Genomic DNA, 25925 nt, shown 5'->3' with positions numbered 1-25925 from the left:
TTCCCAACATGCCAGTTGACTAACAATTACTAAATAATTCTTCAGAAGGACTTTGCATTTTATTATTTTATCATGTGGCTATAATGTAGCGCCAAAATATCAATTTTTCATTGATATCCAATCATTAAATTTCCTGGCATTTGCAGATTCTATCGAAACATACGGAGATTCAAATGTCGAGAATGCGATTAGATCCTTCACATATGAGCCTGCACAACCAATACTAATCCAGTTATCAAAAAAAGTTTCGAAATCCTCCCCTAACCTCCATCCATGATATTGACCTTCATTTGATAAGAAAATAACCTCGCCCACATTGTATTTCAGATCGATTGCATAATAACTTCCCATACCATCTCGCGCAAAGACGAGCGAATTCGCCCAATGCTGCTTACAATCATCGTCTAAATGCTCTGAGTCTTCTCTCATGACATTGTAATCCATTAATTTGTCTAAATCCCATAAGCCATCATCCAAGAATCCGCCTCCTTGTATCCTGGTTTCATAATCAAGTTTACAAGCACTAGATTCAGGAACATGCCAAAAGAAATGAACGCTCTTAGCATATGACATTAGGACATGCTTAAATGAATCAGGCATTGTGATGCCTAACTTCATCTCAATCCTAGAAATCTCCTCTTCAGTTGCCTTTCCAGCGATCTGTACGATACTTCTTCCGTGCTTCAGTATGGAAGCATCGCTAACGAACTCCATGCATTTAGTCCATGTGGAATAATCAATGATCCCACGACTTTTTCGACTATATGAAGCAGCTCTCAGTTCTTTCACTCTAGGCACATATACGTTCCCCTCAAATCGTATCCAGTGCGGGATTTCCATTTCATCAGATGGCATTTCTAATCTAAAATGGTTATTTTCCTGCAAGAACCCTATCCCTTTATCCGTAATTCTATATTCGACAATAGAAAACCCGCGTCGAATTGAGTTTGAAACTTCTATAAACCCCTGCTTCGCAAGCAGCTTTAGGAAGTTGTTGTATTCATTGCTATCCATTTTATAATATTCATGACCTGGTGTTACACCCTCTTTAATTCGGTCCAGTAGGTTATAGAGTAGTCTCATTTACATCACCTCCAATGAATAGCATACAAAAAAGTTCATCAGATAGTCCAATATGAAATAGCTGCAAAAGCCAAAAAAGCATCCATCTCCCTGGATGCCTTTTCAATACATTCACGAGTAACCTACAAGTCACCCAAACTTGCCCGTAATGTAATCCTCCGTTTGTTTGTGGGACGGGTTCGTGAACACCTTGCTCGTTACATCGGTTTCAACGATCTTACCGTTCAAGAAGAACGACGTCACATCGGAGATCCGAGCTGCTTGTTGCATGTTATGTGTGACGATAACGATCGTATATTGCTGCTTCAGCTCATTAACCAGCTCTTCGACCTTTAATGTTGCGAGCGGATCAAGCGCGGATGTCGGTTCATCCATCAGGACGATCTCTGGTTCCACCGCGAGCACGCGAGCAATACAAAGACGCTGTTGTTGGCCGCCTGACAGTCCCAATGCCGATGAATGCAGACGATCTTTGACCTCATTCCACAGTGCTGCTTGAGTCAAGCTGCGTTCGACGATTTCGTTGAGCTGCGATTTTTTCTTGATGCCATGTGCGCGTGGACCGTAAGCGATGTTGTCATAGATACTCATCGGGAACGGATTCGGCTTCTGGAACACCATGCCTACTTTTTTGCGAAGCTCGACGACATTAACCGACTTGTCATAAATATTTTCGTCGCCGATGCGTACCTCGCCATTGATTTGAACGCCTTTTACAAGATCGTTCATCCGATTGAGCGTACGCAGAAACGTTGATTTGCCGCAGCCCGACGGTCCGATCAAGGCTGTAATTTGTTTCTCGGAGATATCCAGATTGATTTTGTGCAGCGCTTGGAAATCTCCATAGAACAAGTCTAGATCCTGCGCAACGATCTGCGGCTTGGCGTTTCCGGAATCAACGGCATGGCCATTACCGGCTGGTACAGCTCCGCTAATCGATTTGATCTGAGTGGTTGGCACATGAATCATTCCCTTCTAGTCATTGTAGTCTGCCTTTATTTGAACAAGCACATCATTATGAGAAACGTTTGATCAATCTGCGGAACAGCCAGGTTGCCGTCAAGTTGATGATCAGAATTAACACGATCAGCACGGCCGCTGTTCCGAACGCCATATCCATCGCACCTGTTTCCATCGCAACCATGTAGAGATGCAAGGATAGTGTACGGCTTCCGTCCATCAACGATTGTGGAATGAGCAGCGTACCGCCCAATGTTAGAAGGAATGCCGCCGTCTCACCTACGACGCGACCGATCGAGAGAATAATACCTGTAATAATGCCGGGCATTGCCGTTGGCAGGATCAAGCTCTTAATGGTCTGCCACTTCGTCGTACCTAGCGCAAGACTTCCTTCGCGCAGCGTATCCGGTACGGCCTTCAACGCTTCTTCGGCTGTACGAACGATAGTAGGCAATACCATCGTCACACCGGTTAATGATGCGGAGAGGATCGACCAGCCCCCAGTAACAGGCTCCAGCAAGATTACAAAAAATGCAAACCCGAACAAACCGAACACGATGGAAGGAATACCCGCCAATGCTTCCGTTGCGAACCGGATCATGGCCGTAATTTTCCCTTTGGCTGTATACTCGTTCAAGTAAATGGCTGCACCTACGCCAATAGGTGTGGCAATTACCATGGTAGTTACGACTAGATATACGGTACCTATAATGGCAGGGAATATACCGCCTTCCGAACCCATCTTGCGCGGCTTGGAGGTCAGGAATTCATAGTTGATCATGGAGAAACCCTGGCTCAAAATATAGCCGATTATAAAGATCAATACACAAACCGTAAGCAACCCAAGTCCGCTAAGGCAGGCGAAAGCGATTCGTTGATTTCTGACTACGTTGTTCATGGCAATCACTTCCTCCCTTTCCGGCGAACCAGCAGCGTCGTGACGGAGTTAAGCACGAGGATAAACAAGAACAACACGATACCGGTAGCGAATAGTGCTTGCTGATGCTCAGGTCCAGCGTAACCCATCTCTAGCGCGATATTTGCAGTCATCGATCTCGCAGGAGCGAATAATCCAGTCCAATCGAGTGCCGGCACAAGCGGTGTATTGCCGATAACCATAATAACGGCCATCGTCTCGCCAAGCGCCCGTCCAACCCCAAGAATCACAGCAGTAATGATACCGGATTTCGCTGCAGGCACTAGAACTTTGTAAATCGTTTGCCAATGGGAAACCCCAAGAGCAAGTGAGCCTTCTTTATACTCACGAGGTACTGCTTTGAGCGCATCCAGTGAGATGTTGATGATAGTTGGCAAAATCATGATCGCCAATATAATAGCGGCTGTTATGATGGAATAACCCGTTTGATAGTTCGATGGCAAGTAGTCTGCTAAGGGCCCTCGCTCCAGGTTTGAGATCACACCTCGGACGGCGAACATTCCGAACAAGCCGTATACGACGGATGGAATTCCGGCTAACAATTCAACAGCTGGAATAATAATCCGGGATATTCGTACATGGGCAATTTCTACAAGATAGACCGCTACTCCCACGCCCATCGGCGCACCGATCAGAATAGCTACAAAGGTTACATAGATCGTACCTACGATCATCGGCCAGATGCCGTATACCTGATTAGTAGGATTCCATACACTTCCGAATAATACATCAACGATTCCGTATTTGAAGAAAATAGGCATACCTTCGATAAAGATGAAAACTCCGATTAACAATACACTGAATACTGCTGTAAATGCTGTGATGAACAGAAAGGTTTTTACGATTTTCTCTTCCAGGATCCTACTCAACATCAATCCCCCCACGACACGACGGTCAATATGAACCATTCTTTAGAACAAACGCGGAGGATAGCGCATGATCTGCTATCCTCGCGATTGCATGTTTACAATTTTAGAACATTATTTCACTGTTACATAACCGTTATCAGCTACGATTGCTTGACCTTCAGCGCTAAGCACATAGTCGATAAACGCTTGTGTAATCGCCGTGGATTCTTTGGACTCGCCTACCAGGAAGTTGAATGGACGTTGGATCGGATACAGACCGGATTTGATGTTCTCTTCAGTCGGCTCGTGATCGTCAACTTTAACTGCTTTTACGCTATCATTCAGGCCGCCAGTGGAGATGTAACCAATTGCGTTCACGTCTTGGCTAACTGCTTCACGAACTGCCCCAGTGGAGTTTTGGATGATCGCTTCAGCGACGAATGGCTCTTCGCCAAGTACCAGCTCGCCGAATGCATCGCGTGTACCGGAACCTTCTTCACGGTTGATAACAACGATGTCGCCCGCTTGTCCGCCTACTTCGCTCCAGTTCTTGATTTGACCAGTGAAGATACCTTTGACTTGATCTACAGTAAGATTCTCAATATTATTGCCTGAGTTAGCTACTACCGCGATACCGTCGATTGCGATGACGATTGGCTCGATACCTGTTTCTTCGTCTTTGATTCCTCTGGAAGCCATACCGACATCAGCTGTACCTGCTTGTGCTGCTTTGACTCCAGCGCCGGAGCCGCCGCCTGCAACTTCAATTCTCGCATCTTTGTTAACGCCCATATAAGCTGTTCCAAGCTCTTCTGCTAGTGGTTGTACCGATGTAGAACCTGCAAGTGTTACCGTTCCGCTAGCTGCTGCTTCAGGAGAAGGCGATGCCGCTTCCGTTGGTGCATTGCTCGGAGCGTTAGTTGCTGCACCGCTCGTATTATTGTTGTTGTTGCTTCCACAGCCTGTAACAATCATGGCCGAAGTTAGTACAGTTAGAACAGCCCCCGTGAACATCTTACCCTTTAGAAAACTTTTCATTGGTTTCATTCCTCCACCTATATTTTTACTGGCTACAAATTGAATTATAGAGAGCATTTTTAAAGTGCGTATATGCGGAGTGTAAATTCAATGTAAAATGTAAAATGTTTTTCCTCGTTCTCAACAATTGTTCAACAAACGCAAAAAAAGGAGCTGGTCCACGTCGCATAAAGCGAATGGAGAAGCTCCTTCATCTTGATTATTCAATTAATTGTTTCGTTCTCCGCCATTTAACGGATGTTTCGACAATAGGCTGTTCAGTTCTTTCATGAACATATCGATATCTTTGAACTGCCGATAGACGGATGCGAACCGAACATAGGCCACTTCATCAACGGGATACAGCTCATTCATGACAATGCTGCCAATATCGCTGCTGTCTACCTCCGCATGGGCTGTTGTTCTTAGCTCCTTCTCTACCTCGGAGACGATGACTTCAAGACGTTCGACTGGAACTGGACGTTTCTCACAGGCTCGAATGAGACCTCGCAATATTTTGTCCCGGCTAAATTCTTCTCGGCTGCCATCCTTCTTGATGACAATTAGCGGCGTTTCCTCAATCATCTCAAACGTCGTGAACCTCCTGCTGCATTTCTCACATTCGCGGCGGCGCCTGATTGATTTGTTTTCGTTAGCGGGTCTGGAGTCCAGCACCTTGGTGCCGGAGTAATCGCAATATGGACATTTCATGTAGAATGGACCTCCTTTCGTGGAACGAATCAACATTAATTTCTCTGCCATACGTTTCCTGTAATGAAAACTCGAATACGACACATAATACATGTACCAACCGCAAGGAGGTGAACATCAATGGCATCGAACAACCTGGTTGTACCGCAAGCGACAGCTGCTCTGGACCAAATGAAATATGAGGTCGCTCAAGAGCTTGGCATCGCGATTCCGCAAGACGGGTATTACGGCAACATGGCGACTAAAGACGCTGGCTCCATCGGGGGCTCTATCACGAAGCGTCTAGTCCAAATCGCTGAACAATCCCTGTCTGGCCACAAATAATGTTGATTCATTAGTCGTATGGATAACAGAGGTCTCGAAGGTGCTTGTCCTGAAGCGACAAGCCCTTCGGGGCTTCTTGTCTATTGGCATGGTCGGCATTAATCGAATTCCGGATACAAATCCTTGTACTTATTATAATAATAAAAGACCCGTTGTACATAGTGTCTCGTTTCACCAAACGGTATTTGGTCCGAAGATTTCAGCTCTCCGTCCCATTTTTCTTCGTCCAGCCATTTGCGAACGTTGCCGGGACCCGCATTATAGGCGGCGATGGAAGCGACTTTATTATGATCAAATTGCTCATGTAACGTTGCCAGATACCAGGATCCGATCTCGATGCTGACATCTGCCCGATTCTTAAGCATGTCTTCGTCTACAGACTCGAAGCCCGCCTTCTCCACAACCCATTCCGCCGTTGTTGGCATCAGCTGCATGAGTCCAAGCGCACCTTTCTTCGATTCCTTGCCCGTCTCGAAATTGGACTCTGCGCGAATAATCGCAGCAACAAGATGCGGCTCCAGATCGTAGTTCAAAGCGCTTACTCTAATATCTTCCTTGTAATGGATGGGATACATCCAGCGTGCCAGCCAGTCGGACTGGACAAACAATACGGCAATCAAGACGATTAACGTCAAGAACAGCAGCCTTCTTACAAGCTTTCCCTTCCTCTTCCTCATACGAACCCCTGACTATCCCAGAATTGCTGTACCTGTCGCTCCGTCTCCTCTAAGGATCCGCTGTTATTAATAAGCCAGTCCGCACGTTTGCGTTTCTCTTCGATGTCCATCTGCAATGAGATCCGCCTCGTTGCTTCTTCGGGGCTCATGCTATTCCGATCCATCAGACGCTGATGCTGCAGTTCAACTGGCACATAGACAACCATGATGCCTTGATACAAGGCTTCTTGCTTGGTTTCGTACAGAAGCGGAATATCGGCTACAACCAGACCGCCTGGATTCTGTGACTCGAAACTATGTATGCGCGACTGCATGCGTTGACGGATTGCTGGATGTGTAATGGCTTCGAGCTGACTTAGCTTTTCCTTGTCGTGAAAAACGATTTTCCCTAATGCTTGCCGATCCAGCGTCCCTTCAGGATGAAGGATAGCTTGTCCGAACAGAGAGGCGATAGCCTCAAGCGCGGGTTCTCCAGGACGGACGATCTCCCGCGCGACTTCATCGGCATCCACCAACTTGGCGCCTCGCTCTGCTAGCAATCGTCCTACTGTGCTTTTGCCGCTGGCAATACCGCCTGTTAATCCGATGATCATCCGTATCACCTCAGATCATAATAATTTCATAACGCCTAACATGATTAATAAAATGCCTGGCAGCACCGTAATGGCGTGCATACTCTTGTTGGCAGCGAACCGCATGCCGATCCGTGTGCCGCACACCAGAAACACCGCGCTGGATATCGCGATCACAAGCGCTGTCGACAGAGCCGGCAACTCAAGCAAAGCAGCGCCAATCCCGGCGCCGAATGCGTCAAGCGACAACGCAACGCCCAGCATAACAGCTTCCGAAGCGGATATGATTCCGGAGCGGTCAACGTCGGCCGTTTGCGGCTTTCGTAAGATTTGGATAACGAGCCCAAGTCGCTTTAATTCGAGCTTCAAGATCGTCATAGGAGTGGTCGTGACTATCACCGGCTCCGCTGGGATGACCAGCTCATCCGATTCCTTGCTCTTCTTGCCAATCTTCAACTGTATGAGCGCCCAGCAACCAATCACAATGAGAATCCCGGCGCCGACCAGCTTGGCTGCCGTCTCCGATACGAATCCGCCTAACCATCCGCCCGCTTGCATCGACAGCCAGATGATGATGCCGGAGCAGCAAGCGATAATAAACACCGACAGAAACGGAATACGTATCTTCCTTAGCCCATACGTAACACCGACCCCGAAGCCGTCCAGACTGACAGCAAAGGCCAGCGCAAGCATAGATAATACATGTGCAACCACCTTGAAGCGCCTCCCCGCAAGGACGAACGCCGACTATCCCTTAGTGGATAGGGGCATTCGCCTATCGTTCCTACCCACATCATCATATGCGGATAACGGTTCGGGGTGCACAAGCAAAGCTGGGATGGCAGTCCTCTTACGAGCGGACAACCGGTTGTTTCGTTGCTTGGTTACGTGTCCGCTTCGGCGACAAGGGCTGACAACGCTCACAGATATGCGTGCCTCTGCCGCCTACCACGAACTTACGGATCGAAGCTCCGCAAGAAGGACAAGCTTCGTCCTTGCGTCCATACACAAGCAATTGATGCTGGAACATCCCCATCTCGCCTTGTCCATTCACATAAGACTTAATGGAGGAGCCTCCTGCATCAACTGCGCGCTCCAGTGTGGCTCTAATGGAGTCGTACAGCTTTTCCCATTCTATATCGCTAAGATTCTGAGGGCTGCGCTCGGGATGAATACCCGCTTGGAACAACGCCTCGTCTACATAGATATTGCCTAACCCTACAATATGCTCCTGATTGAGCAGAAGCGGCTTGATGCGGGTCGATCTCCGTTCTAGTCTATGGCGCAGCGCATCAAGCGTAAACTCGTCTCCGAGCGGCTCCAGCCCAAGTTTGACAAGCGGCGGCAGCAGCAGATCCTCGCCAGCAGCGAAGAGATGCATCGTGCCGAATTGGCGTACGTCTTTGTACCGGAGATCGGTCCCATCATCCAGATGAAACAACACATGCGTATGGAGCTCCGGCTCTTCATCAGAAGGGAATACTCCGTAGCGGCCTTCCATTCGCAGATGAGAGACCAGGACGAGTCCGTCCAGCACGATCCGCAGAAACTTCCCTCTTCGCTCCACCGTTTGGATGGTACGTCCCGCTAGTGCATCCGCGAATTGTTCGGGTTCGGCGGGCCGTTGTATAATTCTCGGCAGCTTTACGGTGACGGATTGTATCCGCCTGCCAGCTACCAGTTCGATTAATGTTCGTCTTACCGTTTCAACTTCCGGCAATTCAGGCATGTCTCTTCACCTCTGAGCCCATTATACGGCATACGTCATCTTGCCGTCGCTGTTCGTACAGCATGTGCCGCATGCCAAATGTTGCAAGTCTACTTCGCCTCATACCAATTCGACCCATAGCTGACATCCGCTTTGAGCGGAACATCCAGCTTCAGGGCGCTTTCCATCACTTCGGGCAGCAGCTTCTTCATCAATTCCAGCTCGTCGTCAGGTACTTCGAATACAAGTTCGTCATGTACCTGAAGGAGCATCCGGCTCTTCAAGCCGCGCTCTCGCATGGCCGCATCCATCTGTACCATTGCAAGCTTAATGATATCTGCAGCCGTGCCTTGGATCGGCGAATTCATCGCGGTCCGTTCGGCAAATGAACGAAGATTGAAGTTCGATGCGTTGATCTCCGGCAAGAAGCGGCGGCGGTCCAGCAACGTCGTGACGTAGCCGTCCCGCTTCGCGCTGGCGACGATATCATCCATGAACTTCCTTACACCTTTGAAAACGTTAAAATATTGTTCGATAAATTGACCCGCGTCTTTGCGCGTAATACCAAGGTTCTGTGACAATCCGAAATCGCTGATGCCGTATACGATCCCGAAGTTAACGGCTTTGGCGGAGCGACGCATGTTGGCGTCCACTTGCTCCGCCTCCACTCCGAAGACGTCCATAGCCGTCTTGGTGTGGATGTCCATGTCGTTAATAAAAGCTTCCTTGAGATTGTCATCGCCCGAAATATGCGCCAGCACACGTAATTCAATCTGCGAATAATCGGCTGCGAGTATATGCCAGCCCGACTCCGCTGGGACAAACGCCTTGCGGATTCGCCGGCCTTCTTCTAGACGAATCGGGATGTTCTGCAGATTGGGGAACTGACTGCTCAGTCGACCGGTCGCTGCGATCGTCTGGCGATAATACGTATGCACCTTGCCCGTTTCCTCCCGAATTTCCTTCAGCAAGCCCTCAACGTAAGTGGATTGCAGCTTGGACAGCTGTCGGAAGTGAAGAATCGGAGGGATAATCTCGTGATAAGGCGCAAGCTCCTCCAGCACTTCGGCGTCGGTCGAATAACCGGTCTTCGTTTTTTTCCTGGCTGGCAAGCCCAGCTTCTCGAATAGAATCTCACCCAGCTGCTTGGGTGAATTAATATTAAACTCCACGCCTGCCTTGGCGTAGATATCGGTCATGATCGAGGACAACTGGGATTCCAGACTAGCCCCCAGCTTCTCCAGCTCCTCGCGTTCGACCTTAATTCCTTGATGCTCCATGCCGGCAAGCACGCGTGCAAGCGGCTGCTCCAAATCGTAATACAGCGCGTTCATGCCAGATTCCGACAATTCTTCGGTAATAACAGGCACTAGACGCCGCACAGCATCCGCCTTTAGCGCCAAATGGCGGAATAAAGCGTCATGATCCGGCACCTTAAACTTGGCGCCTTTGCCATATACCGCTTCGTCTGACGGCACACCTGTTAGCCCGAAGCGCTCATTAATCGCGCTAAGCGACAATTGCGTATCGGTAGGATTAAGCAAGTATGCCGCAAGCTGAATATCGAATGCAGCGCCGCCTAATGTGAACCCAGCCCAGCTAAGCGCAAGCTCCGACTTATGCAGATCGAAGCCATACTTCGGACGATCCTCGGCTCCTAACCAATCTATGATTTTCGAGGCAAAAGCCTGTCCCATCACATCACGATGAATGACAAACACTTCGTCCTCAACGGATACGGACAAACCTAGCAAATCCGCTTGATGTGGATTCTCGCCAATCGCTTCTATGTATAGGCCATGTTTGTCTGATGCTTCGAGCTTGTCCATCAGTCGGTCAATGGCTCCGGCGTCTCCCTCGGACTGGATTGCGGTTACCTTCAGCTCCGCCGCAGCCGCTTGCGCCGCGGATTCGCTCGCGCCGCTTTCGGAAGCTAGATTCAGCCGATCAAGCAGCGTCCTGAACTCCAGCTTACGCAGCGATTCCCCTAACTTCGCGTTGTCATAGCCATTCCAGCGGAGCTCCTCCGCATCGCGGTCCAGCGGCACTTCGCGGAAGATCGTAGCCAGCTTCTTGCTCATGACGGCGTCGTCCTTATGCGCTTCGATATTATCCTTCAGCTTGCCCTTGAGCGAAGCCAGGTTGTCAAGCACATTTTCTACGCTGCCATATTCGTGCAGCAGCTTGAGTGCGGTTTTCTCACCGACGCCCGGCACGCCGGGAATATTGTCGGATGTATCACCCATCAGGCCTTTCAGGTCAATGATCTGGAGAGGCTCTAATCCGTAACGCTCGCCAATGGCTTCTGGCGTGTACCAATCTACTTCGCTGACGCCCTTGCGCGTCACCGCTACGGTCACGCCCGGCGAAGCTAGCTGAAGCATATCCTTATCGCCCGTTACGACAATGGCTTCCACTCCTCTTTCATCCGCCAGCTTCGTCAGTGTGCCAATAATATCATCTGCCTCATAACCGGATAGCTCGAATTGCGAGATATTAAACGCAGAGATGAGCTCCTTGAGCACAGGGAATTGTTCCGATAACTCGGGCGGCGTCTTCTGCCTACCGCCTTTGTATTCACTATATCCTTCATGGCGAAAAGTTACTTTCCCAGCATCAAACGCCACCAGGACATGTGTTGGTTTCTGCTCCTCGAGCATCTTAAGCAGCATCGTCGTGAAACCGAATACCGCGTTCGTATGATGACCTGCCGAATTCGTAAGCGGCGGCAATGCAAAAAAAGCTCGATAGGCGATACTGTTGCCATCGATCAACATCCATTTGTCCATAGTCCAACAAACACCTCGCTTCCAGCAATTATTGCTTCATCTATTATAGCACAAAAAAAGGCATCCCAAGCGGGAGCCTCCGAAGACTGATCATTGCTGAGCGAAGCCGCGTATCCGATGTCGCGCACGTTTCCGGCCAGACTTATCCGGGGAAAGCGGCAGGTCGTCCGAGAAAGTAGCCTTGCGCGTAAGGGATGCCCATCTGCACAAGCTTTTCCAGCTCTTCTCCGGATTCGATGCCCTCGGCGATCAGCTCCGAGCCGATCTTGCCAGCCACCTCTTGAAGAGTGGTCAAGATATGAGCCTTCACATCGTCGTTATGGATGTGTTGGATAATCGATCTGTCCACCTTCATGTAATCAGGCCTTAACTCGACGATCGATTGCAGAGACGAATAGCCTGCCCCAACATCGTCGATGGCAATTCGGTAGCCCTGACTGCGATAATGCTCCAGCGCTTTCTTGACAGAAGGATAATCCTCAATCGAATTTCGTTCCGTTATCTCGAAGACAACCTGATGAGGTGACAGATGATGTTCCTCAAGCAAGCTAATCGTTCTGCCTGGAGAGAACCTTGGATCTTCCATGATTTGCGCCATTACGTTAATGAACAGTTTCTGATCATTACGAAGCTTCAAACACCCGTTGATTGCCAGCTCACGAGCGAGACGATCAAGCCTGTAAACGCCTCCGTTGTCTTCGGCATAGCGGAACAAATCCATAGGGCCTCCGAACCAAGCGTTCGCTGGCAGCCTGGTGAGGGCTTCGAATCCGAAGGCGTCACCGCTGCGAATGGAGATGATGGGCTGATAAACAGGAAAAATCAATTTGGAATCTACCAGCTCGCGATAAAATCGATCTCGTTGAAGCTGCTCTGTACCGCCTTCGGACTGCGCATGCACAATAGCTTGTTTCATCGCTTGGTAGTACAGATCCTCACTGATCTCTTCAGAGTCACCGCAGTTTAATGCGCCAATTCCCACACGGAGTCTGCCTAGCGGAGCAAGGTTGGATTTGCGTGCCCATTCCTTGCGGAAGTCGTTTTCTAATCGACTCGCTTTATCTAGTACTTGGGCGCTAAGTCCATACTCGGGATGTTCATCGCCATACGGAATCTGCATGAAAGAGATAAACAGATCATTAGCCATCCATTGATACTTGAAATTCAAGACACTCCTCGGGATAAGCTCGGGTATACATCGCTCCACAAAGCTAGTCCAAGCTTGCCATAGCTCGTTAGATGCCTCCTCGCCTCCCTTGTCGCGGAACCCCGAATGGTCCCACATCAATCCGACGACGGACAATTGGTAGATAGGCATCTTACCGGCCTCCCGGTTATACGGCTTGTTGACACTAGCTTCGTGCTGCTCCATGATTACCCTCACTTCTCTCTCGGCTGACTGTTGTTCCATACTCCTGCGACGCACGCACTGCCCGATATCGACTTGGCCCGTTTCTTTAATCTCGCGGCACTTAAGGATATATCCTCAAGCGCCATGCCGCTGCTTCCATCGCATTGCAGCAGTGACAAGGATAAGGTGACGCCTCTCTGCTCCACTTTCTGACCTTCGCGGTTCTCTACGACTGTTATGTCTGATCCTCCGTAATGCCGATGTACGCCATGATCGAATTGCTGGAGGAGCCGTTCGCATATGTATTCGGCATTCGAGGGGTCAAGAACACCAATAAAATCGTCGCCTCCAATATGACCGACAAATGATTGATTGCTCTTGCCGAACTCGCTTACCAGCAATTCAGCCAGGTAGCGGATCAGTTCATCGCCGCGGGCAAAGCCGAAACAATCGTTAAACCACTTGAAGTAATCAAGATCAGCGTACACCACCGCAAATGGCTTGCGACTCGCGAGCCTGCTCGACAGCTCCGCTTCGATGCCCGCATTGCCGGGCAATCCGGTTAGCGGACTCGCTGTGCGCGCCGCTTCGGTTCGAAGCGCCGTCATACAAGCCAAGATGTCGCGAATCGTAGCCGCTCCGCTCACTAACCCGTCCTTGACGATGACTACGATGTCGTAGATCTGAGAATTGTCGCGGGACATCGCCATTTGGGATACAAGCTCGACCGGGGTATGCTCTTCGACGATAAGCGGATCTCTGATCATGAGCCGCTCCACGGAGCGACTGCTGTATAACGCATAACCGAATTGCCCGGCAAGCTGTTGATACAATCTGTCTCGCATGATCAGACCGACGGGCCGACGCTCCTTCACAACGATAACACCTTGAACCGTTGGATTCGTGTCGAACAAATGGGATACTTCTGATACCTTGGCAAGACTATCAAACAAAGGTACTTCGCTTGCCAAATTGCCGATCGTATAACCTCCACCCGCTACCACTTGAGAGTTTTCGACATGTTCACGCATATGCGCCGAACGTTGCTCATTGCCCCTGCCCAGCGCATGCTGCATGCACGAAATCACTTCACCTTCATCTACCGATAGTAAGTCCATGTGCCGGAGCTTTGCAGCTCCGACACCGATGCTCTTACCCGCATCATGCCTTGAATCGTATCTGGTGATGCCATCGCTAGTGAGCAGCAGCCTCCATTGCTCGAGCACACGCTTCTCCACTTGTTCAGCCGTCAAGTCGACATCAGGATGATGAAGCCAATAGAGCACGCCGGTCGTAAGACGCTGCTTCCAGAACAATCCGGGCTCTTGCCCCTCCCACTCTTCCGCTGCGACGACCGCTCCCGCATGATCAGCAGGAAACCGCATGAACAGAATCGTTACATCGCCATCCTGCAAACGTTCTGCAATAGCCGACAACAACGCGCTGTGCAACAATCCCTCTTCGATCTTGCCCACTTCGTTCCCCTCGATCCCTGATGCAACGCACCGCTCTTTAGGTGTTTGGTGATGCCATAATCAATTCCTAGCTTATTGATTCAAATCCGGACGTTCGCTAGTGACCAAATAAACGACGCTCTCGCCAATGTTCGTGGCGTGATCGCCAAATCGCTCCAAGTGGCGGCTTACAAAGCTCAGCAGCGATGCTTGCGCGATATTGCGCGGATTTTCCATCATCAGCATCGTTAGCTCACGTGTAATTTGTCCATAGAGCGCATCCACCTGATCGTCGTCCTTCGCCATTTTGTAAGCAAGGTCCACATTTTCGTTGATGAACGACTGAATCGATTCGTACGTCATCGTTGCGACGATCTCTGCCATTCTCGGCAAATCGATCAATGGCTTAATTAGCGGCTGACCTTCGAGTCGAAGCACCGTCTTGGCAATATCGACAGAGAGATCCCCCATTCGCTCCAGATCGCTTGCAATACGGAAGGAGGAGAGAATCCGTCTAAGATCCTTTGCAACGGGCTGCTGGGTCGCAATAAGCCTCGCTCCCAGATCCATAATTTTCTCTTCCATCGCATTAAGCTGGTGATCGTCCTCGATAACAGCCGCCGCACGTTGCGTATCGACATTCTTCAGTGCCATCACCGCTTCGGCCAGCGCATTTTCCACGAAATTCCCCATCTCCACGATCCATGTATGCAGTTGCTCGAGGCCATGATCAAATTCTTTTCTGACAGACATCATAAGAATGCCTCCTTAGTATGATAATTAAATAACCCAGCCTGTATTTTACGCCCGGAATGTTAATAGAGAATTTCTCAATTGTAAAGCAGAGGTAAAAACTAGCGAAAAAACCTCCAACTGACCTCGAATCATGCCGCTTAAGCGTATGAACGGCGCAGCTGCTCCATCTCCAGAGATACCTCTGCCGCAAGACTATGCGCCACTCTAGCAAGCTCTCCGATCTGCTGCACGCTGCTCCGGTTGTCAGCAGCCGCTTTGAAGATATCCTGATAGACTGCGTTAGCAGCTTCGACGTTCTGACTGCTGGATGTCGTCAGCTTGCGTCCCTCATCCACATGCTCAGACGCCCTAATAATGGATTGCACAAGATTGTTGGTAATCCCCGTAATCTCGATTGCCGATTGTTTGGTTTGATTAGCCAGGTTCATGAATTCGCCTGCTACAACCGAGAAGCCTCTTCCGTATTCGCCGGCCCGCGCCGCTTCGATTGAGGCATTGATCGCCAGGATGTTGCATTGCTCAGCAAGCTCCTTGATCAATTTGGATACTACGCCAATGGAGCTCATCTCCCGCTCCAGCTCCCTCATCCGTTCTTCCTGCATCACAGAACTTCTTTCGATCGTCTGGAACGATTGTTGAATGACGGTGAGCTCGCTCTTGCCCTGCAAGGTGAGATCAACCATCTTCATCGATAAAGACTCGCCGCCCTGAACGGATTGACGAACGCTTTCCACGGCTCCCTCAATCCCTTCGATCCGTTGCTGAGCCGATCGCAGCGTATCCTTTTGTGTTTCGATCGCTTGCTGCTGCAGCTCCTTCGACATGCGAAGCAGATCGCTGACCGCCAGCACCCCCGCGAACTGTCCGCGAGAAACAACAATGATACAATCATAAAGCGTGTCGTCTTGACGAGACATCGCAAGATCGAGAAGCTCGCGCGGGTCCGTAGTTTCAGCGTCAACGATGATCGGATCGCGGTCGGAGAGCTGAAGCGCGGGTTTATTGTAAAACAAAGCGACGCTATATCGATGAGCAAGCTTGTACGAGAAACGATTGCGCATGGCAAGTCCGCTGATGCCGCCTCTCGTACCATTCACCATTACGATACATTCGCATTCCGCATTTTCTTGGAATATATCGAGCAAATCTTTGCATAACGCATCTTCGCTCACGACGGGGGCTTCTCTAACATAATCGATCAATCGGATGGCTGCTCTCTTAGATGCCTCAGAAGTAACAGTAGACCGCGACTCCGCCTTCCGGACAGAGACCTCAGCATTAGACTCCATGTTCTCGGTTTCCGCCATATTGCGACTGGGCATTGTCGTCACCATGATTCCATCCTCCTATTGACAAGTATCAGTTAACCAAATTATAGATACTAAGCATCATCCCGAATTCATCTCACTGTAAACTGCATGTTAAATGTCTAGCGTCAACTAACGAGCCTTGAGCCGGATATGATATAATGAAACCATGATTTCGACCTAAAGGATGAATACGAACATGAGTAAACAAACAGCATTAGACACCATCGATCAGCATGCGGAGTTGTTCCGTGATACGGCGATCGGTATCGGTCGGCGACCGGAGCTTGGCCACCAAGAATTTTATGCAGCTGCACAGCTGAGCAACCTGCTCGAGAACGAAGGATTCGTGGTTGAGCGAGGCGTCCTCGATCTTGCAACCGCCTTCTTGGCCGAATATGACACGGGCAAGCCTGGAGCCGTAATCGCGTTATTATGCGAATACGACGCGCTCGAGGGGCTTGGTCATGCATGCGGACATCATCTCATTGGCACCATGAGCGCCGCGGCAGCCATTGCACTTAAACAAGTGGCAGACACGCTCGGCGGTAAGATACGCGTGTACGGCACGCCCGCCGAGGAGACAAAAGGCGCCAAGGTCCCGATGGCCGAAGCCGGCTTATTCGACGATTGCGATATCGCATTGATGGCGCATCCTTATCATAGCTTCGAGAGGTCCGGGCAGTCGCTTGCTCTGGACGCGATTCGATTCGAATATAATGGCATCGCCGCGCATGCGGCAGCTAGCCCATACGAAGGCATTAATGCGCTAGATGCGGTACTTGCCTTATTCTCAAGCATCAACGCGCTTCGGCAGCAGACGCGCAGCGACGCCCGGATCCACGGCATTATCGACAACGGCGGCGCGGCGCCCAATATTATACCTGACTACGCTTCGGCGAAGTTCTACGTCCGTTCCGCCTCGCGAGCATACACCAACGAGCTGACAGCCAAAGTGCTTCGTTGCGCTGAAGGGGCGGCGCTTGCGACAGGCTGCACGCTTCAAACCAGCTATTACGAATATTCGTATGACGAGCTGCTCACGAATGAGGTATTATCATCTGCGTTTATGAACAATGTGATTGAAGCGGGCATTGCAACCGAAGAGATTCAGGAGGGCAAGGATCATGGCTCGTTAGATCTGGGCAACGTTTCCAAACGCTGCCCCGCCATACATCCTTATGTCAAGATCGTGGAGGAACGACTGGCGCTGCACACCGAAGCATTCAGAGATGCGGCGATGACGGACAAGGCGCTGGATCGTATGATCGTTGGAGCCAAGCTGCTGGCGGCAACCGCCTATGATGTCATGGCTGATAAGGATCTCCGTGCAGCTATTCGTCATGAATTTAACGAGCAGACGGCACAGCAATCATGATGACCCCGGAGAGAACGCAGCAAATTACCCAAACCTGTCTCTTAGCCGGTAAGATCATCCTTCAGAATGGCGGCGAAACGTATCGCGTGGAAGATACGATGGTGAGGATCGCGGCCGCATATGGCATTGAACATTCGCATAGCTTCGTTACGCCTACGGGGCTCATCTTTGCCATTGACGGTTCATCGCATATCACGCGGTTGATCCGAATCTCGGAACGGAATACGAATCTCAGTAAGGTAGCGCTTGTTAATGACGTATCCAGGCGGATTAGCGGAGGACAGCTAGAGCCGGAGGAAGCCCATGAGCTGCTAAGGAAAATCGACGTGGAGTCCAAGGAATACCCAACTGGTCTCAAGGTGCTGGCAGCTGCCGTCGCAAGCGGGTGCTTCCTCATTATGTTCGGAGGCATCTGGCCTGATTTTCTACCCGTATTCGCAACTGGTGGGCTGGGATTCTTATTTTTCCTGTTTATCCACCGGATAGTGCCTATCAAGTTTTTTGCCGAGTTCCTGACGGCTTTGTTGATCGGCAGTCTCGCGATTGGTTTCGTTAAGCTTGGACTCGGCCACGATCTCGACAAAATCATTATCGGTTCCGTTATGCCTTTAGTGCCTGGGCTCCATATAACCAACGCAGTCCGCGACCTGATGGCTGGACATCTTGTGTCTGGACTATCCAAAGGCGCTGAAGCTTTTTTGACCGCCTTTGCCATCGGATCCGGCATAGCAGCCATATTATCTATCTTCTATTAGGAGCACAACATTCGGCATGGATATCATCTACCAGCTTATAACAAGTTACGTCTCATCCGCTTTATTCGGATTTATCTTCAACTCGCCGATTCGCCAGCTTGCGCGATGCGGGTTTGTTGGCATGTCCGGCTGGATCGTCTATTATGCCGGCATAGAGCTTGGGCTTGATGCCATTCCGGCGACGCTCATCGCCTCATTTCTCGTAACGGTCATCAGCCAGCTGTTCGCCAAGCTCTACAGAACGCCCATCATCATCTTTAGTGTTGCGGGAATTATCCCGCTTGTGCCGGGAGGACTCGCTTATGATGCAATGAGACATGTCGTCTTGGATCAGTACGATACGGCTGTCGAATTGGCGGTCAAAGCCTTTATGATTTCTGGCGCAATTGCGATCGGTTTAATTTTCTCCGAGGTTATCAATCAAATTATTAGGCGAACGGCTCGTTGACACGATTAGGAGGCGCTGGGAGATGGATGCAGTTAATGAAAAAGTAAAGTATGAGAATCCCTTATTGTCCGTACGCATCTTCCGAACGGGGCGGTTCGAATCGGGGGTTACAAATTGGCATTACCACAAACAACTGGAGTTTCTGCTCATACTGGAAGGGAATCTCGATGTATATTTGGAGCAGGACAGCTACCATCTCGGTCCTGGCGATCTTGTTGTCATTGGCGCATCTGAGCTGCATCGCGACAAAAGCGACTGCAACAATCTCGACTACATCGTGTTGCAATTCGATCTGGAGCAGTTTTTTGACCATAGCTCCATCCCGTACATTCGGTATTTCTCAGCGACACATGCGCCGCTTAGCAAATCGAATTACATCTTCGAAGAAAACGCCGAGGTGAAAAGGGAAGTATCCGCATGCATCAGCCGAATACTGGAGGAAGCGACCAATAAGTCGACGGGGTACGAACTGGCTGCGAGCATTCTAATCAAACAAATTTTATTGATCCTTCTCCGCAACGACTCTCGCAAGCTCCTTGTCGAGCAAGACAACTTCGATAAGGTTCGCCTAAAGCCAGTCCTTGACTACGTGGAGAACCATCTGACCGATCGTATACAAGTCGAGGAAGTATGCAAGATTGCCAACATGAGCTATTATTACTTCGTCAAATATTTCAAAAAAACAATCGGACTTTCATTCACCGAATACGTCAATTACCGCAAAGTAAAATGGGCCGAACGGATCCTGCTTACCAAAGACATGAGCATCTCAGAGGTCGGTGAGAAAATCGGGATGCCCAATATGGCTCACTTCTATAAGATGTTTAAAAAGTACAATGATTGCTCGCCCAAACAATTCCAGCGCAAAATGTTGGCGTGGCAGAGTCATTAGAACAAGAAAAAAGCTCGGAATCCCTACGGTTTAGGGGTTGCGAGCTTTTTGGGCATTACAAGTTTGTAGCCGACTCCACGAATCGATTCGATCTGTACAGATTGTTGGCCAAGTTCCAGCTTCTTACGCAGTGAGCTGACATGTACGTCCACTGTGCGTTGTCCGCCGATGTAATCGAAGCCCCATACAATATTCATCAGATCGTCGCGGGTAATCACCATGCCGGGACGCTGTACAAGATACAGCAGCACTTCGAATTCCTTAGGACGCAGCGGAATGGACTCTCCATTCACGACGACCTCGTATTTCTCCGGATAAATCGCTAAGTCGCCAACCGCAATAACCTTTTCGTTCGAGGTAACCGGCGCCGGATCTTCATTCTGCGTTCTGCGCAAGACAGCCGATACACGGGCAAGCAGCTCTGCCACGCCGAACGGCTTCGTAATATAGTCGTCTGCGCCGTGTTTGAGCCCTTGAACGACCTCCTCTTCGGCATTGCGCGCCGTAAGGATAATAATCGGAGTACGGACGCCATGCTGACGCAAGCGGCTCAGTACTTCGAATCCGTTCATGCCGGGCAGCATAATGTCCAGAATAATAAGATCGAAGCTGCGTTGAAGTGCGGTTTGCAAGCCTTCGCTGCCATGGTCGATTACCGTTGTTTCGTAACCTTCCTGAGTCAAGTTGTAAGACAATAACCTAGCTAATGTCGGTTCGTCTTCGATAACAAGCACTTTATAAGACATGTCGACCTCCAACCTCTATAGCGGCAAGTATTAGCCCGCATACACGATATAATTAACGATTTGTTAACAGTTTAACACGATAATATAGGTTTGAGCTAACTATTTGTAAACAACGGCCCCTATTGTATAACCGGCAGGTCGATCGTAAAGGTTGTACCAACGCCAACCGTACTGGATACCGATATCGTGCCTTTGTGCAGCTCAACCAAATGTTTGACAATAGACAAGCCAAGACCCGTACCGCCTGAGCTGCGCGATCTCGCCTTATCCACACGGTAAAACCGCTCAAATATGCGCGGCAAATCCTTTTTGGGTATGCCGATTCCGGAATCCCGAATTTGAATGCGGATATGCTCTTCGCCATATGCGAAGATTCGGATCGAAACTTTCCCGCCTTCAGGCGTATAGTTGATGCCATTAGACAACAGATTCATCATAATCTGACGCAGTCGATCTTCATCCGCTTCGAGATACAACCCCGACTCCACATCGCGTTCCAACATGATCCCTCTGCGGGTTGCTTCCGATTCTAACATCGTCATGGTCTTGCTCATGAAGGCATCAACCTCAACAGGGGAGAACATCAGCGGCACTCGTCTCGATTCGATCTTCGATAGCTCAAGAATATCGCCAATAAGTCGATTCAGCCTCTCACTCTCGTCATAGATAATTTGAAGGAACGAACGCGTCGTCTCTTCATCCTTTACGGCCCCTCCAAGAAGCGTCTCCGCAAAACCTTTGACCGCCGCGATCGGTGTCTTGAGCTCATGAGACACATTCGCAACGAACTCGCTCCTCATCCGCTCCAGGCGCCGAATGGCCGATACGTCTTGCAAGACAAGCAATACGCCGCTGAACTGCCCGTCGTCATTTTCCATGACCGGTACCAAATTAAGCTCCAGCAGTCTTTCTTCCGGGAAGTAAAAGGTAATTTCCTCGCGCAGATGCTCTCTGGTATCAAGCGCCTCCTGAATAATTTGGGCTAGCTCGTACTGCTGCTTGGCTTCTGCGAAATGTCTGCCGACCAGCTCGCGTGCAGAGAAACCTAATATCTCTTCCGCTCTACGGTTCATGAGCAGGATCCGTCCGCTGGTATCAATCATGACGACACCATTAATCATGTTCGCAAGGACGCTCTCTAGCTGGTTCTCGTTTTGCTTGATTCGGCTCATTTGTACTTGCAGACTGTCCGCCATGGCATTAATAGCATTGCCGAGCTCGCCAATCTCATCATGTTTCGTCAGCTTGACGCGCGCGCGGTAATCCATGTTTTTGATCCGTTTGGCTACCTTCGTAATTTGCTCCAGCGGGCTCGTTAAGCTTCGGGCAATACGATAACTGATCAATGCTGCGACGGCGCATAATACCCACAGACCTGCGATCAGAACAAGCATCAACTGGTCGATGCTGCTTTCCACCTCTTCAATCGTCATGGCTAGCCGAATAATGTACGTGTCGCCGCTGGCAGCGTGATAGGGCATCGCGACGTAGATTAGGCTCTCTCCAGCCGTATCGCTTGAACGTATAGATTGACCTACACCCTTCTCGAACGCTTCTTTAACCTCTTTGCGGTCCGAGTGGTTGTCCATCTTGCGGGCTTCATAATCTGAATCTCCAATAACCGTGCCATCCTGCCGGATAAACGTAATTCTAGCATCCGTATATCCTTCGAGCTCGACAGCTTCCTTGGTATAATAATCGAATTGTTGCTCGGGCTCACCGGCCAGCCATACCATCTTGTTAACGATCAGATGCATCTCGCGCACCAAATTATCTTCTAGTGCGTTGATGTGGTTATCTTTGAATGTCTTCATCATTAAGAACCCTGCGGCCGTTACCGACAACGCAGTCATAGCAATGATGATAAACGTTAATCGCGTGCGAAAACTGTTCAAGTCCGTTCACTCCTCACCGATAGGCGGATCCACTATGTTAACGTCTATCGTACATGCGTCATCACACTTTCGCCAGTCTTATTCTTGTTAATTTTCTGTAAAATATAATGATGTACGGTAGCGAAGGGCTGTTGAATCAGAATGGACAGCACTACCGGAACCGCTGCAAGCGGGCTGAAATAACCCATCGCAAGCACAATGCCTAATGAAATATTGCGCATTCCCGTGGCATAGGATACCGTCGTCTGCGTTTCATGGTTGCGAAGTCTCGCCGTGAAGATGAAGCCTACAGCATAACAGATGCCGACCAGCACGATTACGATCGGAATGAGCATTGCCATATCCTGCTTCAGTTCCTCAACGTAAGGTGCGATAGCAGCTGCGTTCAGCGCAACGACAGATACGAAACAAAGCTTGGAGAACGGAGCCGTAATAGGTTTGACACGTTCCGCGATACGACCTTTGCTCCATTCATACAAGATGATGCCGATAACGGTAGGGAGCACGATCAATATAGTTAAGTCCAGCATCAGCGGCCCCGCCTTAACCTCGACAGCCGCCCCAAAGAATAGATGGATTCCTGCAGGCACGACCAGCGGACTCAGCAATGAATCAAGCACCACCATCGCCAGCATAAGCGGTATACTGCCTCCCGACATGCCTACCCACAATACGGACGATACGCCGAGCGGAATAATCGTAAACAACACAAGACCGACAACATAAGGCGAATCTGATCCGAATATCGCACTTCCCACCGCATAAGCGATGACAGCCGACAATACATGTGCCAGCATGAAGGTCAGCACCATGATACCCGGTCGCTTCATGACACCTCGCAGCTGATCAAGTCCACAGCCCATCGCCATTGTAAGTGTAACAAAAGCAAATAAGTAAGGAACAGCTGGAACATAGGGACTTAATAGTCGTTCAAACAAAAAACCAAGGATTAATGAACACGGGACGATAAGAAACATCCATTTCTCGAATAATGCATTAAAGGTCAATCCAAATTTCCGTAATTCCATCTGAGTTCTCCCGTCTTATAGATGCCATACATGCCATAATGATGACTCCAATGATAACCCTAATCTGCAATTCTCACCATCATTCGCAGGAGAAAGTTTTCCGGATTTTTTTCCGAATAATAATTTAACAAATCGACCGAATAAGCATCTCCCTTCACTTGAAGCTCATTCGTATCGATGAATGTTTTGATAATCTCGAAGGTGTTCGGCGCACTTTCGTAGGTTCCCTTGTGATCCATCACCACATACAGACCCGCTGGTTTCTTACCGAATCTATCCGTCTGTACTGGCTCCGCCAATCGATAAGCGATCGACTCCGGGTCGAAATCTCCGCTCATGAAACGTTTTTGTCCGATGATGCACCATATCGCGAAGCCATGATCCGCTTCAAGCTGCTCACAGTAGCTTCGGTGTTCACTTAGCTTGCTCGCGAACTCCTTGTCTCCTGACTCCTCCAGCTTCGTCATAATCAAATATTCCGCATCGTATCTTCTAATGATCGGTTGTGAGATAAACTCTTCATTCCCGATTCCCGTCATGTCGATAGCATCCTGCAATAAACGATGCATTCGCTTGAGTCTCGATTGCTCCAGCTCCAGCTCCCTCTGCTTTTCCTTGAACATGCTTACCAAAAGCTCGGGAGTTTGATCCACGATATAACTTTTGATTTCCTGCAGGCTGCTGCCCGTTTTCCTCAGCACGTTAATCAGGTCCAACAGATAACATTGCTTCAACGAATAGTAACGGTATCCCTTATCGTTGACGAACTCGGGCTTGAGCAAGCCGATTTCGTCGTAGTGAAATAAAGCATGTTTAGTGACTCCGCATGTTTTGGCGACTTCTCCGATCGTCAACAATGGGCTCGTCATATCCGACATCGACATCGTTAACCTCATCCTCTCTCTACGCCATTCATTATAACGTGATTCTTAGGACTTGACTATTGGGTTACCCGATAGTATACCTTTAGTATCATTGCTGAGAGCATACATCAATAGAGAGATGGAGCCTAAAGAGATGACGATCAAAACGTTAAACAAACCATTTTATTACTTGTTAGGTACGCAAACTGCATCCAATATGGCCGATATTTTATACAGTATGGCGCTTACTGTGATGGTACTGAACCAGACAAACAGCTTGATCTCAGCGACGCTCGTGCCGTTGATTCGCGGTGCGATGGGGATGCTCAGCGGAGCTGTTGCGCCACTACTCATGAACAGAGTCAGGCTGCCGCGTTTACTTTTTTTCTCACAGCTAGGACAATTCGTTGTATTCGGACTACTTGTGATATATCTTTGGATTACGGGTGATTCGGCCAAGCTCCTCATGATTTTGTTACTCGTTGCAGGTTTGTCCTTCCTTGACGGGTGGACAACGCCAACGCGCAACGCGCTTGTACCGAGGCTGATTGCCTCTGACGCCGGACTATTGAAGGCAAATGGATTGTTGTCCGTCAGTGACCAGATCGTGCAATTTGCCGGCTGGGGGTTAAGCGGTATCGTCGTTGTACTGATAGGCACAGACTTTACGCTGATGACAGCATCACTCATTTACGGCCTTGCGGCAATCTTGACTCTTCGCATCCAAGAACCTTCCACACATGTTCGAGAGATCGGTGACGAAGAGTCACAATCCACTAGCCAGTGGAAGGTTATGCTTGAAGGCTGGCAGCTCATCTGGAGAGTGCCGAGACTTCGAGTGTTGACCTTCATGGACGTATCCGATATGGTGGCGAACTCGGTATGGGCCGGTGCGTTCCTACTCGCATACGTACATGAGGTTCTCGGACGAGGCACCGAGTGGTGGGGATATCTGAATGCCACGTTCTTCTCTGGTGCCGTGCTGGGCGGCATTATCGTCGTTTCGCTGGTTCAAAGGCTAAGCTCCAGTATTTATCCCTTCATGCTTGTCGGAATGATTGGATACAGCCTGTTCATTTATTTATTCGCTTTCAATCAATCGCCATGGCTTGCGCTGCTGTTCGTCATTCTGTGCGGGCCATTCGCAGAACTCGCGATGGTAAGCCGCAGAACTTTGCTGCAACGCAGTGTAGAGAAGCGACTGCTGCCTCAGGTATTTGCCGCGCAAGGCGTGCTGCTTAATTTGTTTTTCTGCCTGTCGCTGCTTGGCATGGCATGGATCGCAGAGACGTTCGGGATTGTACGTTTGTTTATGTTCGCGGCATGTCTGACCTCGATCACATTCCTAATCGCCTTATTTAACTACAGAGTCTTTCGCCAATCGGATGCTGAGGAAAAGTCTGGTCAAAACGTTTAACGCATACAG

At 49.6% G+C, this 25925-nt stretch carries 25 protein-coding genes; 6 read left to right on the top strand and 19 right to left on the bottom strand.

All coding sequences use genetic code 11. The features are described from left to right. Window positions 1-99: 99 nt before the first annotated feature. The 6 genes from ACX1C1_RS15520 to nrdR form a co-directional block, all read right to left on the bottom strand. On the bottom strand, window positions 100-1083 hold the full coding sequence (locus ACX1C1_RS15520; protein ID WP_458953077.1) for an SMI1/KNR4 family protein: 984 nt from the start codon (window positions 1081-1083) through the stop codon (window positions 100-102). A 129-nt stretch (window positions 1084-1212) separates the two neighbouring features. Further along, entirely contained in the window at window positions 1213-2052 is an 840-nt protein-coding gene (gene pstB, locus ACX1C1_RS15515) for a phosphate ABC transporter ATP-binding protein PstB (protein ID WP_458953076.1), read from the bottom strand. Window positions 2053-2098: 46 nt separating this feature from the next. Then, entirely contained in the window at window positions 2099-2941 is an 843-nt protein-coding gene (pstA, locus tag ACX1C1_RS15510; RefSeq protein WP_458953075.1) for a phosphate ABC transporter permease PstA, read from the bottom strand. Window positions 2942-2946: 5 nt separating this feature from the next. Further along, entirely contained in the window at window positions 2947-3852 is a 906-nt protein-coding gene (gene pstC / locus ACX1C1_RS15505) for a phosphate ABC transporter permease subunit PstC (protein WP_458953074.1), read from the bottom strand. Window positions 3853-3960: 108 nt separating this feature from the next. Beyond that, window positions 3961-4866: a phosphate ABC transporter substrate-binding protein gene (locus ACX1C1_RS15500; protein WP_458953073.1), complete on the bottom strand. Its 906-nt coding sequence runs from the start codon at window positions 4864-4866 to the stop codon at window positions 3961-3963. Between the two features lie 207 nt (window positions 4867-5073). Continuing rightward, window positions 5074-5556 carry a transcriptional regulator NrdR gene (nrdR, locus tag ACX1C1_RS15495; RefSeq protein ID WP_458953072.1) on the bottom strand — a complete coding sequence of 161 codons (483 nt, stop codon included), beginning with the start codon at window positions 5554-5556 and terminating at the stop codon, window positions 5074-5076. Window positions 5557-5676: 120 nt separating this feature from the next. On the opposite strand from nrdR, the gene ACX1C1_RS15490 reads away from it, so the two are divergent. After that, window positions 5677-5880, top strand: a complete 204-nt coding sequence (locus tag ACX1C1_RS15490; RefSeq protein WP_458953071.1) for a small, acid-soluble spore protein, alpha/beta type — start codon at window positions 5677-5679, stop codon at window positions 5878-5880. A gap of 98 nt (window positions 5881-5978) precedes the next feature. Here ACX1C1_RS15490 and ACX1C1_RS15485 read toward each other — a convergent pair whose 3' ends face one another. The 9 genes from ACX1C1_RS15485 to ACX1C1_RS15445 form a co-directional block, all read right to left on the bottom strand. Then, the gene (locus ACX1C1_RS15485; protein WP_458953070.1) at window positions 5979-6557 is read right to left on the bottom strand and encodes a lytic transglycosylase domain-containing protein; all 579 of its coding nucleotides are present in this window, start codon (window positions 6555-6557) and stop codon (window positions 5979-5981) included. Further along, on the bottom strand, window positions 6554-7150 hold the full coding sequence (gene coaE / locus ACX1C1_RS15480) for a dephospho-CoA kinase (protein ID WP_458953069.1): 597 nt from the start codon (window positions 7148-7150) through the stop codon (window positions 6554-6556). The genes ACX1C1_RS15485 and coaE overlap by 4 nt, the downstream gene beginning before the upstream one ends. 15 nt (window positions 7151-7165) lie before the next feature. Next, window positions 7166-7843, bottom strand: a complete 678-nt coding sequence (gene ytaF / locus ACX1C1_RS15475; RefSeq protein WP_458953068.1) for a sporulation membrane protein YtaF — start codon at window positions 7841-7843, stop codon at window positions 7166-7168. A 136-nt stretch (window positions 7844-7979) separates the two neighbouring features. Beyond that, a complete protein-coding gene (gene mutM / locus ACX1C1_RS15470; protein WP_458953067.1) occupies window positions 7980-8858 on the bottom strand; it encodes a DNA-formamidopyrimidine glycosylase in 879 nt (292 codons plus the stop codon). A gap of 89 nt (window positions 8859-8947) precedes the next feature. Next, the gene (polA, locus tag ACX1C1_RS15465) at window positions 8948-11626 is read right to left on the bottom strand and encodes a DNA polymerase I (RefSeq protein ID WP_458953066.1); all 2679 of its coding nucleotides are present in this window, start codon (window positions 11624-11626) and stop codon (window positions 8948-8950) included. Window positions 11627-11768: 142 nt separating this feature from the next. Beyond that, entirely contained in the window at window positions 11769-13037 is a 1269-nt protein-coding gene (locus ACX1C1_RS15460) for an EAL domain-containing protein (RefSeq protein WP_458953065.1), read from the bottom strand. Beyond that, the gene (locus ACX1C1_RS15455) at window positions 13007-14452 is read right to left on the bottom strand and encodes a GGDEF domain-containing protein (protein ID WP_458953064.1); all 1446 of its coding nucleotides are present in this window, start codon (window positions 14450-14452) and stop codon (window positions 13007-13009) included. The genes ACX1C1_RS15460 and ACX1C1_RS15455 overlap by 31 nt, the downstream gene beginning before the upstream one ends. A gap of 72 nt (window positions 14453-14524) precedes the next feature. Then, on the bottom strand, window positions 14525-15184 hold the full coding sequence (phoU, locus tag ACX1C1_RS15450; protein WP_458957696.1) for a phosphate signaling complex protein PhoU: 660 nt from the start codon (window positions 15182-15184) through the stop codon (window positions 14525-14527). Between the two features lie 140 nt (window positions 15185-15324). Beyond that, window positions 15325-16521, bottom strand: coding sequence for a methyl-accepting chemotaxis protein (locus ACX1C1_RS15445; RefSeq protein ID WP_458953063.1), 1197 nt, complete (start codon window positions 16519-16521; stop codon window positions 15325-15327). A gap of 172 nt (window positions 16522-16693) precedes the next feature. Between ACX1C1_RS15445 and ACX1C1_RS15440 the strand changes: the two genes are divergently transcribed. The 4 genes from ACX1C1_RS15440 to ACX1C1_RS15425 are packed head-to-tail and all read left to right on the top strand — an operon-like array spanning window position 16694 to window position 19967. Beyond that, window positions 16694-17872: a M20 family metallopeptidase gene (locus ACX1C1_RS15440; RefSeq protein ID WP_458953062.1), complete on the top strand. Its 1179-nt coding sequence runs from the start codon at window positions 16694-16696 to the stop codon at window positions 17870-17872. After that, window positions 17869-18627 (top strand): threonine/serine exporter family protein, encoded by a 759-nt coding sequence (locus ACX1C1_RS15435; protein ID WP_458953061.1) that lies wholly within the window; start codon window positions 17869-17871, stop codon window positions 18625-18627. Before ACX1C1_RS15440 ends, ACX1C1_RS15435 begins: the two co-directional genes overlap by 4 nt. A gap of 16 nt (window positions 18628-18643) precedes the next feature. Then, window positions 18644-19075: a threonine/serine exporter family protein gene (locus tag ACX1C1_RS15430; protein ID WP_458953060.1), complete on the top strand. Its 432-nt coding sequence runs from the start codon at window positions 18644-18646 to the stop codon at window positions 19073-19075. 22 nt (window positions 19076-19097) lie between these two features. Then, complete coding sequence (locus tag ACX1C1_RS15425; protein ID WP_458953059.1) at window positions 19098-19967, top strand: AraC family transcriptional regulator; 870 nt, start codon at window positions 19098-19100, stop codon at window positions 19965-19967. A 23-nt stretch (window positions 19968-19990) separates the two neighbouring features. Here ACX1C1_RS15425 and ACX1C1_RS15420 read toward each other — a convergent pair whose 3' ends face one another. From ACX1C1_RS15420 to ACX1C1_RS15405, 4 genes are all read right to left on the bottom strand, one after another. Then, window positions 19991-20713, bottom strand: coding sequence for a response regulator transcription factor (locus ACX1C1_RS15420; RefSeq protein ID WP_458953058.1), 723 nt, complete (start codon window positions 20711-20713; stop codon window positions 19991-19993). Between the two features lie 119 nt (window positions 20714-20832). Further along, complete coding sequence (gene pnpS, locus ACX1C1_RS15415; RefSeq protein WP_458953057.1) at window positions 20833-22608, bottom strand: two-component system histidine kinase PnpS; 1776 nt, start codon at window positions 22606-22608, stop codon at window positions 20833-20835. A 44-nt stretch (window positions 22609-22652) separates the two neighbouring features. Continuing rightward, the gene (locus ACX1C1_RS15410; protein ID WP_458953056.1) at window positions 22653-23636 is read right to left on the bottom strand and encodes a bile acid:sodium symporter family protein; all 984 of its coding nucleotides are present in this window, start codon (window positions 23634-23636) and stop codon (window positions 22653-22655) included. Between the two features lie 59 nt (window positions 23637-23695). Then, entirely contained in the window at window positions 23696-24520 is an 825-nt protein-coding gene (locus tag ACX1C1_RS15405; RefSeq protein ID WP_458953055.1) for a MerR family transcriptional regulator, read from the bottom strand. Between the two features lie 133 nt (window positions 24521-24653). On the opposite strand from ACX1C1_RS15405, the gene ACX1C1_RS15400 reads away from it, so the two are divergent. Next, the gene (locus tag ACX1C1_RS15400) at window positions 24654-25916 is read left to right on the top strand and encodes an MFS transporter (protein WP_458953054.1); all 1263 of its coding nucleotides are present in this window, start codon (window positions 24654-24656) and stop codon (window positions 25914-25916) included. The last annotated feature ends 9 nt before the right edge of the window (window positions 25917-25925 follow it).

Source organism: Paenibacillus sp. strain BS8-2 (assembly GCF_054483835.1).
Note: the sequence above shows the minus strand (reverse complement) of the source record. Positions and strands in the feature narration are given on the sequence as shown.